Genomic DNA, 15,421 nt, shown 5'->3' on the forward strand with positions numbered 1-15,421 from the left:
TTATGAATATCGGTTTAATTATTGCGCTAGTAGCCATTTTATTTGTGTTAGTCATTGGCTATAACATAATGCTTCAATATCGCATGAAAGTTGAAACAACCAAAAGGCAGGAGTCGACTCGACATCTTGCGGTTATCGACGCGACTGAAGATCTGATCGGCAATGCTCACCATATGCCTTATAGTAAAGAGCTGCTCGTCTGCTTGAACCAACGAATTATGGACGCACTGCAGGCGATGTTTGAGCTTGATCCTAAAAACAAGCAATTGAAATCTCGTATTGCCAACATGCAAACGCAAATAGATCAGGTAAAATCAAACTACGAAGGCGGAGATGCCAATAGTTTTAAAGTGCCAAGTAGCGATAAGCAAGCGATTATCATGCTTAAACTGGTTAAGAGACTGCGTGAAACCATTCGTAGCGAGCACAATAAAGGCCGCTTTGATACCCAAGGTTATGTTGCGGAAAATGCTCGTCTAGAACAAATACAAGTCCGAATTAACATCGAAAACGTCATCAAACGCGCCAACGACTCTGTGTTACGAGGCCAAGTAGGAACCGCGAAGCAGCTACTGAAAAAAGGCATCGATGCACTTGCGTCAAAAAATGACAGTTATTCTTCGCAAGCTAAAGAAAAACTACAAGGCATGTTGGATGATTTAGAACAAAAACGCCAAAGCAAAGATGCTCAGGACATGATGCAGCGTGAAGAAAAAGAACGCAATAACGACATGGACGCGTTATTTGGTGAGAAGAAAAAATGGTAAGTTAACCACTTCTATTGCTATGAAGGTCGCTGTAGGCGGCCTTTTTTATGTCTTTCAAACATCACTCTTTAAATTAAAACTATCATGATATCACTCGATAAATACCAAGAATTGCTCGCTCCCATCCATAATTTTTTACAATGCGAAACCCCAGATGAATGGATAGAGGAAGCTAAAAAGCCAGAACAGCTAAAAACCATCTTAATCGATCATTTGATTTGTGAACTTAAAGCCGGTCAATCCGCTATGTATCTCATTCGAAAATATGCGGTGGACAAAGCCAGTTCCCAGACCTTGTTAGAGTGGTTCAAGCCCTATGAAGAGTTTGCGTACAAAAAGGTAGGTAACTTAGAAAGCTTAAAAGGTAAAAGTAATATCTCTAAAGCTATTATGGCCAAATCCGACTCTCCTTACAGCCAAGATCTAATCGATAAAATGGTCATGCTGATCAAAGAAGAGCTGCACCACTTTTATCAAGTGTTAGAAATAATGGAAGGCCGTGGTATTGCTTATGAAACCATTTCTGCGAGTCGCTATGCGAAAGGAATGCTATCTAATATCATTACTCATGAACCGCATACGTTAGTCGATAAGCTGATTATCGGTGCTTATATTGAAGCTCGTTCTTGTGAACGTTTTGCAAAGCTTGCTCCTCATTTAGATGAAGATATTGCAAGATTCTACATCTCGTTATTACGCTCGGAAGCGAGGCACTATCAAGACTACTTAGAGCTAGCGGAACAAATTGCAGGTCATGACATCAGTGAGCGAGTTGCTTTTTTTGGACATGTTGAGGCTGAGCTGATCCGTTCCCCAGATACGGACTTTAAGTTTCATAGCGGTAAGCCGACTTAACTAATTGGATCGTTTTTGTCACGTAAACGAAAAAGGCTCCCATTTAAGTATAAATGGGAGCCTTACTGTATTGATGTGACTAGTGAGTCGTTAGATCTAAGTCTAGATCTCTCACTAAGTTATATACTGGCAGGTTCTCTAATGAACTGAGTTGATAATTATATAATTTAGTCAATTTCAGTTTTTTATCGGCATCTTGATAATCAGCTAGTGCTATGGAATTTAACGGAATTGTAGTCAAGTCTATACTGTTTGCTTCCGCACTCTGCAGAGCTTCAAACTCGTTAGTGAATTCTATCATACCCCAAGCATATTGATTTTCTTCCGCTGCATAGTAGGTGCGTCCGTTTTTACGTTTGTAACTACGGACGCCTGACGCTGAAGGATAATCGCTGCGTATTGTAATCATACGAGAGAAAGTTTCGTCACGCTGATCGACCATATTGCCAGCACTGTGAGTCACCATGGCGACTAAAATCGCTTTTGTTAAAGGTACTTGCTGGAATCGAGGTATATTGAAATGATTGCGTATGGAATAACTTCCATAATAAGGCATGATCTCAATCTTGTCTTCCCAGGTTATCCCGTTGAAATCACCTTTTGCTGCTTGATAGTTTCCTGCCGAATCTTTAAACATTTTACTATAATCTTCAGTGCCCAAGATTAGAGTATCAAGCAAGTATTTTTTAACATCAATCACTCTACCACCTGAAGAAGTGATCGATACATCAGGTAAGTCAAGCAACGCTACCGTAGAGCGACTTGTCGTGTTTCTATGACCCACTCGGTCGACCAACGCAACTGCAGCTGCAAGTTTATCCGCCCAATGTCCGACGTAATCGATATAGTTTGAATAGTTGTTTACTGGTGCCGGACGAGGAGCACTACCACTATTCAAATATCTACCTATTTCACCTTTGACGGTTAAACCAACCGTGTTTAACGCTTCTACGACAGTCGCGTCAAAACATGACTGGGGCACATGGTTGATAGGGAAGAAATTGCGATAATTCCACTCATCAATAACCGTAGCCAGCTTCTGATAGCTATAATTATTACTACTATCTACTAGCTCACAGTGATGATCAGGGGTGATCAAAATATCTACCAATTTATCTCTTGCACTTTCAACTGCTTTTGGAGAGCCACAGTATAATTCGTAGGTAATTTCAGTTTTGTTTGCTTCATTACTGCAATAAGGATCAATCTTCGAAACAAAGATACGGTAACCATCATCTTGGAAGGAGCTCGGCATAAACTCTTTCCAACGTTGGAAATCATGGATGCTGTTTCTCCAATCCATAAAATCATTGATGCGGCGGTTTGCGTACGATGAAATCGTGCTTTCAGAAAAATTCTCTTTCATACCTCGCATTGAGCGCTTGTAGTAAAGATCATCGTAAGTTTCTAACTTGAATGCCATGATTTCATCACGGTTACGACCTTCGTCGTGACGGTTACAATCTTCGTTGAGTGAAACATTCCCATCAGTACAGTACGAAAAGACGCGTAGGTTGGATTCGGTATCAACCGAGCTATCTTTTCGGTCTTTCTCAAATATACTCTCTAAAGCATTAACAACACCGTCATAAACAAGGTCTGATGGACGCGTATACCCATCGAGCACCTCTGCGCAAATCGTATCATCATATTGCTTTACACTAGTAAATTCATGGCTAGGCAGATCACTGCTCGCTTTGAACTTATGCGTCGTTTCTACTTCACGTTTGTAGCCAAATCGTAACGCAGCCAAGTCGTATGGCCCGAATACTGGAAGTGCATTTAGTAAAGATGGGTTATAGTCCATAATAGAAGAATAACCTGGAACCGTTTTTAGGCCATGTTCAGCCAGTTCACTGTCTTTAAAGTAGTTGGTTGAATCGTTGCTGCCTTTGAAGTTGTGTCGTAGACCTAAGTTGTGCCCAAGTTCATGTACAAGTGTTTTTGCGTAAAAAACACCAACAATAAGTAAGCTCAGTTCTTCCTGTTTTTTTTCGGTAAGTTCAGACCAACTCTTAAGTTTTCCTCCAACAACCTCATCTTTCCAAAGCTCAGGGGCTTGCATGTCTAACTGCCGGCCACCAATCGTCGTCGGCAACGATTTAATCGTCGTACCACCACGCATAGCACTTACCGGATACATATTATTTTCAGCCCACATACGTTTTTCCAACTCGGTAATTGCAGACATCTTCTCAATAGTTACGTCTTCATCCGTATACCGCATTTGTTCATTGAATGCTTCAATGACATGCTGCAATGTCTCATTTGCAACTGGCAGATTGTTTAGTCTTTCGGCATTGACACCACTATCATCAATTTGACTTGCGTTTGGATCTAATTCGATCGTTCCCCCTGACGTGGATGTATTTGTTGCTGGAATGTTGGTGGTAACCAAAGATTCAACCGGTGTTACACGGCCTTTATTGTAGTCAAGTGCAATTCTATCCCACAGCCAGTCTGATATAGAACGGAGGACGCCTGAGTACTGGTTAACATGCGCATGGACAATCTCTCCCGTTATCGGGTTAACGGCTGAAGGGCCATAGCCTGCTAAACCGTTATCAAGAGGCTCATCTATGAGGTTTATTACGTTATAACGTAGGTCCCCAGATTGCTTACCAGACGGTTCTTCCAGAATAATGGTAGGAACACCTACTTTTGCCAATTGAGGATTTAGTTTTTCTACGACGTCTTTTGTCACCTGTTTGAAGAAGCGCGTTTCTTCATTAAGATCAAAACTGTCTGATAAATGATATACGATTGAATCCAAATTTGGATTGAATCTATGTAAGTAATCAAAGTTCTGGTCAAATTGACCATCGACATAAGATGGGTCTGGTCGCCCCCTAGTATTGGAGAAAAAACCAAAGGTATCTTCATCGCCACGCATATAAACAATCGGCTCGTATGCTCCTTCTACCCTTGGTTGACCCGTTTTGGCCGGAGAAGGTGAACGGACTAAATCCAATGGCACTAACGAGTAAAATTGAGAAACGGTAAAAGTCAGTGTCGACATGTCGAAATTAGACTGAGACAACGCATTTATCATACAGTCCCAACTATTTGTTACTTGGTAATCTTGCTCAATTTCAAAGTTGATCACGCCGTCAACGTTGACTTCGTAGCCTTTCCAATTACTGTTTTGGTCTGTTGCTAAACGAGCCCCACCAGAAGTCTTGATACAACCGTCTGCATGAGTGAACAAATCGTTCCAGCTTCGTTCATGTACCTGTACATCTGCGAAATCAGGTAAGAAGAACTTCCGTGCTTGCCATGAAACCTCGTTCTCGTCGACTTTCTCTTCGACATTCGTACAATCTCCGTAGCTATCTTCTTTACACTGATAGTCTACGAACAAACCAGGAATCGTTAATACCGGTCTTGCACTGTCTTGATCTTCAATCCAACGCCCAAGCTTACCTTGGTCAATTTCGTCTTGACTGATGATATCGGGGCTAATCATCGTGACTTTTAATCCGCCCTTATCATCACTTGTCAGCCCACCTTCAAATGAAAGCGTGACCAGTTTTTCCTGCCCTTGCATAAACGGCGCCATAGAAACCGCATATTTAGGCGCTCGAGCCATTGAAGGCATATATAAATAGACTTGATCTGTTTTGAACTGAGATTTTGAAACTAAATTCGCAGGTTTAGTTGCCATATCGTATGCTTGGTCATCGGCGCCACAACCCGAGAGTATTCCACCTATAACCGAAGCTAAGGCAATTTTATTGTATTTCATATCTGTGTCCCTTTGTTACTCGTTCTTTCCCTAAAATGAATAAGATATTTCAACATTATAACTTGCACTGTTTGGGTCAAATAAATCTATGTTACCAAGCGTCCCTCGCTCAGCGTCTGTATAAAAACCGGAAGTTGAAGCAGATATGGATATTCCAATATTATTCGTCACTTGATATGATCCATATATTGAGCCTGCATAAGTTATATCGGTACGGCGAGTTCCTTGATAAGAGCGACTATTTCCACCCAACATTGACATCCCCAAAGACAAATCATCCCATGAATAACCGGCTGCCAAGGATAATGAATATATCCATTCTGTCAGTGACTTTTCTCCGGCAGTTTTATATTCGTGAAAGCTTTTAGAGATCCTTGGGGTCACAGAGAAGTTTATGCCCCATTGTTTAGTGCTAACAGGGACTGCCACGCGAAATGCTGTGTTTAAAGAGTCCTTACGTGATGTTTCTGAAGTCGGTATTGTAAACTGACCAGATACCCCTACTTTGCCAGACTCTCCGAAACCAAATAATTGAGTTCGGCTCATACCGATTACACTGTCAGTAACATAGTCACCTGTTTTGTCTTCGAGAGCGCGATACCCCCCCGTTTTAAAGTACGCCTTGTAGTCGCTTGAGAATGTGTAATCTAAGGACAGGCGCCATGACAAGCTTCTGATTGAACGATGATCATTCCGATTATAGATGTTAGTATCGTAGCCGCCTGAAATCATGCCACCTAGTTTACAGTCTAAGCACTTCGTGTTTTCTTTTATTTTATTTGAAGCTGTATTCTCATCAACGTTCTGCTCCTCTGCATATAAACAGGAGTTGACTAACAATAATATTACCAGTGCTGCTGATCTGTGCATCCACTTTTCTTTGTTCTGCATAATAAATCGTCCATGAATGTAAGTTAGCTATAATGCTAACTCCTCCTCGCGTTATTTTAAATATAGGAATTCTTCACCGTTTCAAAATATTAAAACGGCTAATCCCTTAAACTCTGAATTTAATAACGAATGCTAATTAATTTTCTATTATAAAAAACCTCAATACTAGTCAACTGATACACCTCATAAATACTACGTTATGCTGTCGTCTATTTATAGTAATGTAACGGGAATCAAACATAGCTGCGAAGCACTTCACGTTAGCAACACATTTCTAAGGTCTAATTAATAACTAAACATTAATTTTATGTTTATATAAACATAATCCTAAACTTAATATTATTTTCTATTTATTTAATTAGAGTATCGAATTAAAAATTCAGCATGCCATAGTGATAAATTATAACAATGAGTGTGATGAGCTTAGACTCATACCACTAATATTACGTTCTTCATCTTATTAGTTTTTATATATGAAAAACTTCACCGTCCGCAAAAAAAAACGCTCTCCCAAAGGAAGAGCGCTCTTCTATAACACATACTATCGTTATGCGAGTGTCTTATTTATCTCTACCAAGACAGCCGCAGGATCCGCAGCTTGTGTAATCGGCCTACCGATCACTAAGTAGTCAGAGCCCGCTTCAATTGCTTGTGGGGGTGTCATGATACGCTTCTGGTCGCCAACAGCCGCGCCAACCGGACGAATTCCAGGCGTTACAAGCTGAAATGACTTACCAAGCTCAGATTTAAGCATAGAGGCTTCTTGAGCAGAGCATACCACCCCGTCTAAGCCAGAATTCTTAGTCAAGTTCGCAAGTCGCATCACTTGTTGTTGTGGAGTGATGTCTAGACCAATACTGGCTAAGTCTGCTTGTTCCATGCTCGTCAAGACTGTTACACCAATAAGTAAAGGGCGGTCTTTACCATACGGTTCCAATATTTCACGAGAAGCCGTCATCATGCGCTCTCCGCCACTCGCATGAACATTCACCATCCATACGCCCATTTCTGCAGCTGCACGAACCGCTTTCGAACAGGTATTTGGGATATCGTGAAATTTAAGGTCTAAGAAAACACTGAAGCCGCGTTGATGAAGTTCGCGTACAAATTCAGGACCAAATAAAGTAAACATCTCTTTGCCTACTTTTAAGCGGCAACTTGCTGGGTCGATTCTGTCTACAAAGGCCAATGCGTCTGCTTGGTTATCATAGTCTAATGCCACGATGACTTTTTGGTCGTTCATTTTCTCTCCTAACTAACTTTGAAAATCTAAAAAAGCAGCGGGATCGCCGCTGCCATTTTAATTTTGGGTGTTACCCCAATGGTGTAAATTACTCTCCATCAAGGCCTCGTATGGGCTTGATCGTTCCCCACCCCTTACATGATGGACAATGCCAATAAAGGGAATGAGTCGAAAAGCCACATTTACGGCATCGATGATGAGGTTTTAATTTAAGTTGCTCGCCAACCATGGATTGAAGAGTCGTTAAGCTGTCTTTTGCCCTACCCTCCTCAGCCTCAGAAAGGTGGTAGTCCATTAGGCGATAGAACCCTTTCATAGTTGGGTTCTTTATTAGTTGTCTTGTAAGCAAGGTTTGTGCGGCAGCCGGCCCTTCATGTTGTGCGACTAATTGAGCAAGCATCAATTCAGCTGATACCCCTGCTTTTTTTGCGATACATTGTTGAAGGAACGTGAGCAGTTCATTTTCACGTCCTAAATGATGGTAGCAGTCTGCCAATATTGGTAATACTTCCCCGACAAAGTCGATGTCTTGATCCAAGACCATTTCCATATAAGACGCGGTTTGAGCATAATCTTCGTTAATTAAATAGACTTTGCCCAACTGGATACTGGCTCGAACACACTTAGGATCCTCAAGTAACGCTTTTTTCAATAAGCCAATAACACGCTTTTGGTTACCTTCACCCTGTTCCAGCATCGCAAGTTCACAATAGTAATGTGCGATGTCTTTTTTGAATTTTTTCTTACCGGTTTTAACCAAGGCTAATGAATAATCAATGGCTTTTTGCCATTCACGAGTTTGTTGATAGATAGCGACCAATTGTCCAAGAGCTGCCGTCCGGTGATCGGGTTCATCCAATAACTGCATGAAAATACGCTCAGCGCGATCGAGCAAACCAGAGACCATGAAGTCCTTCGCTAGCTGCTGCAAAGCTATATTTTTTTGCTCAATGGTTAAACCAGAACGAGATATTAGATTTTGGTGTATGCGAATTGCACGATCAACTTCACCTCGGGAACGGAACAGGTTACCGAGTGCGAGATGGGTATCGATGGTCTCGTCATCTACTTGCAAAAGCTCAATGAAGTGATCGACTGCTTTGTCTGACTGATCAGACAGGAGCAAGTTTAACCCCATCACATATTGACGAGAGATTTGATTAGATTGTTTCTGCTTGTCGAACCTAGCGCTGCGGTTGCCCATGTACCAGCCATAAGCCGCCGCGACGGGAAGTAACAAGAAGAGTAATTCCAGCATTCAGTTGCCCTTTAGGCCTTGCTCTCTTTCGCATCAACCTTTGGTTGATACTTTTTTAACTGTTTATTTAAGCGGCGAATCGTCAATTTGTACTTAAACTGTACGCTACCGAAGGCCAATGCAGACAAAGCAACCCCAGTGGCAAATACGATGCCGAGCAGTATTGATAAGTGAAAATCACCTTTTGCAAGAAGGTAGTTAAACGTCACGACTTCTTGGTTTTGGGCTCCTAACGCTAAAGCAATTAGGACAAGGGCGATAACCACAATTATTTTTATAATTTTCATAACTCAGCACTCCTGATATTGGATTCACAGCCCTAGATTATGCAGTAAATTATGCTTTCAAGCCATGCTGATAGCCAAGAAACAGCTAATTAACTATTTTAAGGTTATAAAAAAGCGGCATACTATCAGCATGCCGCTTTTGTATAACACCAATACATGATGATTAACTATGAATGTTTACACGTTCACGTAATTCTTTACCAGGTTTGAAATGAGGAACGTATTTACCTTCCAGTTCAACCTTGTCACCAGTTTTAGGGTTACGGCCCATTCTAGGATCTCGATAGTGCAGTGAGAAACTACCGAAACCACGGATTTCAATACGATCACCGTTTTCTAGGGTAGATGCCATATGTTCAAGGATATCCTTAACAGCGTCTTCCACTTCTTTTGCAGAAAGGTGTGTTTGTTGCGCGCAGAGTCTTTCAATTAATTCAGACTTAGTCATAGTTTCCCTCATTACTGTTGAAATCAGTAAGGCACATATCGAAAAAAAGGGAGCCTTACGGCTCCCTCTTAGCGATTAATTATTCGCCTTTAGCAGCCTTGAATGCGTCAGCCATAGCGTTACCGAAACCACCTTCTTCAGGTTTGTTCAGTGTAGCCATTGCTTCTTGCTCTTCAGCTTCATCTTTAGCTTTGATAGATAGGTTGATTACGCGGTTTTTACGGTCTACACCAGTAAATTTCGCTTCAACGCTGTCACCAACGCTTAGGATTAGAGACGCATCTTCGATACGGTCACGTGATACTTCAGAAGCACGGATGTAACCTTCAACGCCGTCTACTAGTTCAATTGTAGCACCTTTTGCATCAACTGCAGTAACAGTACCGTTAACTAGCGTACCTTTTTTGTTGTCAGCTACGTATGCATTGAACGGGTCGTTTTCCATTTGCTTAACGCCAAGAGAAATACGCTCACGCTCAGCGTCTACTGCTAGAACAACTGCAGAGATTTCATCGCCTTTCTTGTAGTCACGAACTGCGTCTTCACCAGCAACATTCCAAGAAATGTCAGATAGGTGAACAAGACCGTCGATGCCACCGTCAAGACCGATGAAGATACCAAAGTCAGTGATAGACTTGATCTTACCAGTTACTTGATCGCCTTTAGCTTGCGCTTCAGCGAATGACTGCCATGGGTTAGCTTTACATTGCTTAAGACCTAGAGAGATACGACGACGTTCTTCGTCGATCTCAAGAACCATAACCTCAACTTCGTCGCCAACATTAACAACTTTAGAAGGGTGGATGTTCTTGTTAGTCCAATCCATTTCAGAAACGTGTACTAGACCTTCAACGCCTTCTTCGATTTCAACGAAGCAACCGTAGTCAGTTAGGTTAGTAACACGGCCAGAAAGTTTGTGACCTTCTGGGTAACGCTTAGCAATTGCTACCCATGGATCTTCGCCAAGTTGCTTAAGACCTAGAGAAACACGAGTGCGCTCACGGTCAAACTTAAGAACTTTAACTAGGATTTCGTCACCAACATTTACGATCTCAGATGGGTGCTTAACACGCTTCCAAGCCATATCTGTGATGTGAAGAAGGCCATCTACACCGCCAAGGTCAACGAATGCGCCGTAGTCAGTAAGGTTCTTAACGATACCTTTAACTTCAGTGCCTTCTTGAAGAGTTTCAAGAAGTTCGTCACGCTCAACACTGTTTTCAGATTCGATAACAGCACGACGAGAAACAACAACGTTGTTACGCTTCTGGTCTAGCTTGATTACTTTGAACTCTAGCTCTTTGTTTTCTAGGTGAGCAGTGTCACGGATTGGACGTACGTCTACTAGAGAACCAGGAAGGAAAGCACGGATACCGTTTAGTTCAACAGTGAAACCGCCTTTAACTTTACCGTTGATGATACCAACAACAGTTTCAGCTTCTTCGTAAGCTTTCTCAAGTACGATCCAAGCTTCATGACGCTTCGCTTTCTCACGAGAAAGTTGAGTCTCACCGAAACCATCTTCAACAGCGTCAAGCGCTACGTCTACTTCAGAACCAACTTCAACTTCAAGTTCGCCAGCAGCGTTCTTGAATTGTTCAGCAGGGATAGCAGATTCAGACTTAAGGCCAGCATCTACAAGAACGAAACCGTTCTCGATAGCTACTACAGTACCTTTAACAATAGTACCTTGTTGGAATTCAGTTTCAGATAGAAACTCTTCAAAGAGTTGAGCAAAAGATTCAGTCATTAATTTGATCTTCAATAATTAAACGTCCACGGGCATCCTACCGCGTGGGGTTGATAAAATTGCCAGTCATCATCCTTGCGACCGACATTCCTATTGCCTAAGTTTCAGCTAGAAGCTATTTCAGCAAAAACTGTTTCGCTAAAAGCTAAACCTCAGACAATTTAGATTCTATAAATACAAGTGCTTGCTGCACCACTTCTTCAATCGAAAGTGATGTTGAGTCAAGCACTAGTGCGTCTTCAGCAGGACGCAAAGGAGCAACCGCTCGATTTCTATCGCGGAAGTCTCTGTCCTGTATCTCGCACAAAAGGTCATCAAATTTAACACTATGGCCTTTATCTTGCAACTGCTTATAACGGCGATTAGCGCGTTCTTCAGCACTTGCGTCTAGAAATATTTTAGCAACTGCGCTGGTAAATACAACCGTGCCTAAATCTCGACCATCCCCGACTAAGCCTGGGGAAGATGCAAATGAACGCTGACGCCTTAGTAAAGCTTCACGTACTCTGGGCAATGCCGCGATCTTTGAAGCCGCTTCACCGGTGGTTTCTTTGCGCAGCTCTTTAGAAACGTCTTCGCCTTCTAAAATCACTTTAACCAACTCACCTTCTGCGATGAATTGTACGTCTAGATGCGTCGCCAGCGGTACCAAAACGTCTTCTGATTCGGTATCTAAACCATGATGAATTGCTGCTAATGCCAACACTCTGTATATCGCACCAGAATCTAGCAAGTGAAAGCCCAGTTTTTCTGCCAACAGCATGCACAACGTTCCTTTGCCTGCACCGCTTGGCCCATCAACAGTAATGACTGGTGGTTGAGTGGACATCAGATTCTCCATTTTAGTTAGTAGCTATGAGCAGCATTTAGCTGCCTGCTTTTATCGGCGGTGTATTATACAGAAACTGACGCAGTTCCATAAGGAAAAATTAATAAAGTCTGCCATTTAGACAGACTTTATATTGGTTTGACTTAATCCCTATAAGATAGGTCGCTGGCCTCGATTGATCCACTTCATTAGCACGTGGTCTGCAGCTTCTCCTGCTACGCCTGCCAGTTTATCTGTCAGCTTTTTCTTTTGTACATAAGAGAGAGACAGAACGGTCTTGTCTTTACAGGCCTGAATCACTAAATCATCGGATGTAGAGATCTCATCAACTAGACCAAGCTCGTGAGCTTGTGTTCCAAACCAGTGCTCTCCGGTTGCTACTTTATCTAGATCAAGTTCAGGGCGACGAGCGTGTATAAAATCTTTAAACAACCCATGCGTCTCTTCGAGTTCTTCTTTGAATTTTTCTCGCGCTTTGTCTGTGTTTTCACCAAACATCGTTAGCGTACGTTTGTATTCACCAGCCGTTAATTGCTCATATTCGATATCGTGTTTTTTAAGCAGTTTACTGAAATTTGGTAATTGAGCGATAACGCCGATTGAGCCAACAATCGCAAACGGTGCCGATACAATTTTATCAGCAACACATGCCATCATATAACCGCCACTGGCCGCTACTTTATCGACTGAAATGGTTAACGGTATTTTAGCGGCTTTAATTCGGTCTAGTTGTGAAGCGGCTAGTCCGTAACCGTGCACCATACCGCCACCAGACTCAAGTCTTACCAAGACTTCATCACCTTCTTGGGCAACTGATATTAATGCAGAGACTTCTTCGCGCAACGACGTCACTTCTTTTGCATCAATACTGCCATTAAAGTCCAGTACAAACAGATGAGGCTTACGGCTCGAGGCAAGTTTACCGTCTTTTACTGACTGTTTAACTTCTTTTTCACGTTGCTTGTGTTCTTCTTTCTCTTGTTTCTTTTCTGCTTTATGACGAGCCTTAAGATAGGCATCATCATGAATATGGTCTTCTAAATACTCGAGATTATCTTGATGCTTATCAGTCAAGTTGATGATCTCCAACTCTCCTTTCGCAGAACCATGCTTACTACCAACCAATTTTATGATGATTAATAAAGCAGCAACCGCAGCAAGTAGTGTGACGATCTTAGCTAAAAACAAACCATAATCTAATAAAAATTCCAATGTCATATCCCCTATGAAACGAATTCGTGTATTGTAACTGTCTTATCACAATTACCAACTAATAATGCTAATTTCTGCCAGAAATATCTGCCTTAAGGTCGGATGGCGAAATTGCCGAACAAACAAAGGGATGAGTGCTGTGGATTATTCGGTCTCAACAGATAATTTAAAAGATAAAGTGATTTTAGTAACAGGTGCGGGAGACGGCATAGGTAAACAAGCGGCTATTAGTTATGCAAAGCAAGGCGCAACCGTCATTTTACTTGGCAGGACAGTAAAAAAGCTTGAACAAACCTATGATGAAATTGAGGCGCTTGGTTACCCTCAGCCAGCCATCATTCCACTTGATATGAAAGGCGCAACAGAGAAACACTATCAAGATATGGCTGAAACCATAGAAGGGCAATTTGGTCGTTTGGATGGCTTATTGAACAATGCAGGAATTCTCGGAATCATCAGCCCATTTGAACAAATCGGCGAAGATTCTTACGATGATGTCATGCAAGTTAACGTCAAAGCTCAGTTTTTAATAACCAAAGCATTGCTGCCAATATTAAAGAAATCTGATGACGCTCGCATCCTATTCACCTCTTCAACAGTTGGTCATCAAGGCAGAGCATTCTGGGGTGTGTATGCTATGTCTAAATTCGCGACAGAAGGCATGATGCAAGTATTAACTGATGAGTTGGAAAATACTCCGGTTCGAGTAAACGCGATTAATCCGGGAGGCACTCGCACAAGCATGCGTGCTAAAGCTTTCCCTGCAGAAGATAGCAATGGCTTAAAGACGGCGCAAGATATTATGCCGCTCTACGTTTACCTCATGTCTCCTGAAGGACAATCAGTACATGGTCAATGCATCGATGCACAGCCTAAATAAAAATTAAGAACAATGGATGAGAGCTTAACCGCTCTCACTATTCGTTATCAACGTGATGCTGAGCTTCTACCTTGTGCTCTGTTTTCCAGTACTTCCTGTACGCTATCACGGCTAAAGTAAACAACCATTTACTTACAACCCAAGTCATTACTGCTCCTGTTAAGAAAGCGATTCCTGATAGAAAAACTACTCAAGATACAAAAACACCCAGTCAGGGTACCAACTGGGTGCGGAATGTATCATTAGCCTGGTGAATACTCAAGACTATAGTATTTCTCTCAATCTCTCTTGTGTAACAGAAACCAGCAAGTCAGGCTGGAACTTAGAGATGAACTTGTTACATCCGACTTTTTCAACCATAGCTTCGTTAAAACTGCCGCTCAAAGAGGTGTTCAAAGTAACATACAAGGTACTCATTCTAGCATCGCTACGAACTTCTTGAGTTAACTTGTAGCCATCCATTTCTGGCATTTCTGCATCGGTAATCATCATGAGTAACTCACGCGTGACATCTTTGCCTTCATCGCACCAAGACTTCAGTAAATTGAGCGCCTCTAAGCCATCGTTACATTCAATAAACTCAATCCCGAGCTGAGACAAAGTACCAATAATTTGATTTCGAGCGGTTGCCGAATCATCAACGACCAAGATTTTGCGACCAACCATTTCTCCGGCCAATTGCTCATCTAACACACCTTCGCTGATTGACGTGTCGTAATCGACAATTTCTGCCAACACTTTTTCGACATCGATAATTTCAACGATTCTGGTAAGTTCATTTTCAGTGATCTGAGTAATAGCCGTTAAATAGTTTGCGCGACCTGCAGTTTTTGGCGGTGGTTGGATTTCAGTCCACGCAGTATTCACGATATTTCTAACCTGCCCCACCAAGAACCCTTGAATGGTGCGGTTATATTCGGTAATGATTAAGTTCTGTTCTTCAGCATCCTGGCCGGGTCTAAAACCAATTGCCGCACGAAGATCGATGACTGGCACAGATTCACCTCTAAGAGAAGCGACACCAATAATATGATGATGAGAGCCGGGCAATTTCGTAACGGGTGGTACTTTAAGTACTTCTCTTACCTTAAAAACATTGACGGCAAAGATTTGCGGACTATTTAGTTGAAATAGTAATAACTCAAGTCGGTTTTCACCTACTAAGTTAGTTCTCTGGTCAACGCTGCTTAATACTCCAGACATATAGGCTACTCATATTTTTTCTTTAATAACAGCGTACAGCATATGACAGCTAT

General features: G+C 42.0%; 13 protein-coding genes. 3 read left to right on the top strand and 10 right to left on the bottom strand.

The features are described 5' to 3' along the window. Positions 1-2 precede the first annotated feature (2 nt). Entirely contained in the window at positions 3-767 is a 765-nt protein-coding gene (locus VTAP4600_RS05130) for a DNA repair protein (RefSeq protein WP_102521805.1), read from the top strand. An 84-nt stretch (positions 768-851) separates the two neighbouring features. Next, on the top strand, positions 852-1,622 hold the full coding sequence (miaE, locus tag VTAP4600_RS05135; RefSeq protein WP_102521806.1) for a tRNA isopentenyl-2-thiomethyl-A-37 hydroxylase MiaE: 771 nt from the start codon (positions 852-854) through the stop codon (positions 1,620-1,622). Positions 1,623-1,701: 79 nt separating this feature from the next. Here the strand turns inward: miaE and VTAP4600_RS05140 are convergent, their stop codons facing one another. The 9 genes from VTAP4600_RS05140 to sohB form a co-directional block, all read right to left on the bottom strand. Continuing rightward, on the bottom strand, positions 1,702-5,367 hold the full coding sequence (locus VTAP4600_RS05140; protein ID WP_102521807.1) for a zinc-dependent metalloprotease: 3,666 nt from the start codon (positions 5,365-5,367) through the stop codon (positions 1,702-1,704). 30 nt (positions 5,368-5,397) lie between these two features. Continuing rightward, positions 5,398-6,258, bottom strand: a complete 861-nt coding sequence (locus VTAP4600_RS05145) for a hypothetical protein (RefSeq protein ID WP_102521808.1) — start codon at positions 6,256-6,258, stop codon at positions 5,398-5,400. Positions 6,259-6,805: 547 nt separating this feature from the next. Further along, positions 6,806-7,501, bottom strand: a complete 696-nt coding sequence (gene pyrF / locus VTAP4600_RS05150; RefSeq protein ID WP_102521809.1) for an orotidine-5'-phosphate decarboxylase — start codon at positions 7,499-7,501, stop codon at positions 6,806-6,808. An 88-nt stretch (positions 7,502-7,589) separates the two neighbouring features. After that, a complete protein-coding gene (lapB, locus tag VTAP4600_RS05155; RefSeq protein ID WP_102521810.1) occupies positions 7,590-8,759 on the bottom strand; it encodes a lipopolysaccharide assembly protein LapB in 1,170 nt (389 codons plus the stop codon). Positions 8,760-8,770: 11 nt separating this feature from the next. Then, the gene (locus VTAP4600_RS05160) at positions 8,771-9,046 is read right to left on the bottom strand and encodes a LapA family protein (protein WP_102521811.1); all 276 of its coding nucleotides are present in this window, start codon (positions 9,044-9,046) and stop codon (positions 8,771-8,773) included. A 163-nt stretch (positions 9,047-9,209) separates the two neighbouring features. Next, positions 9,210-9,494 (bottom strand): integration host factor subunit beta, encoded by a 285-nt coding sequence (gene ihfB, locus VTAP4600_RS05165; RefSeq protein ID WP_102521812.1) that lies wholly within the window; start codon positions 9,492-9,494, stop codon positions 9,210-9,212. A 79-nt stretch (positions 9,495-9,573) separates the two neighbouring features. Then, positions 9,574-11,244 (bottom strand): 30S ribosomal protein S1, encoded by a 1,671-nt coding sequence (gene rpsA, locus VTAP4600_RS05170; protein WP_102521813.1) that lies wholly within the window; start codon positions 11,242-11,244, stop codon positions 9,574-9,576. A 145-nt stretch (positions 11,245-11,389) separates the two neighbouring features. Beyond that, positions 11,390-12,073, bottom strand: a complete 684-nt coding sequence (gene cmk, locus VTAP4600_RS05175) for a (d)CMP kinase (protein WP_102521814.1) — start codon at positions 12,071-12,073, stop codon at positions 11,390-11,392. Positions 12,074-12,223: 150 nt separating this feature from the next. Continuing rightward, positions 12,224-13,285, bottom strand: a complete 1,062-nt coding sequence (gene sohB, locus VTAP4600_RS05180; protein WP_102523914.1) for a protease SohB — start codon at positions 13,283-13,285, stop codon at positions 12,224-12,226. A 139-nt stretch (positions 13,286-13,424) separates the two neighbouring features. On the opposite strand from sohB, the gene VTAP4600_RS05185 reads away from it, so the two are divergent. Next, positions 13,425-14,165 carry a YciK family oxidoreductase gene (locus VTAP4600_RS05185; protein WP_102523915.1) on the top strand — a complete coding sequence of 247 codons (741 nt, stop codon included), beginning with the start codon at positions 13,425-13,427 and terminating at the stop codon, positions 14,163-14,165. Between the two features lie 264 nt (positions 14,166-14,429). Here the strand turns inward: VTAP4600_RS05185 and VTAP4600_RS05190 are convergent, their stop codons facing one another. Beyond that, on the bottom strand, positions 14,430-15,368 hold the full coding sequence (locus VTAP4600_RS05190; protein ID WP_102521815.1) for a chemotaxis protein CheV: 939 nt from the start codon (positions 15,366-15,368) through the stop codon (positions 14,430-14,432). Between the last annotated feature and the right edge of the window lie 53 nt (positions 15,369-15,421).

Origin of the sequence: Vibrio tapetis subsp. tapetis, from assembly GCF_900233005.1 — a bacterium.
Lineage (GTDB): Bacteria > Pseudomonadota > Gammaproteobacteria > Enterobacterales > Vibrionaceae > Vibrio > Vibrio tapetis.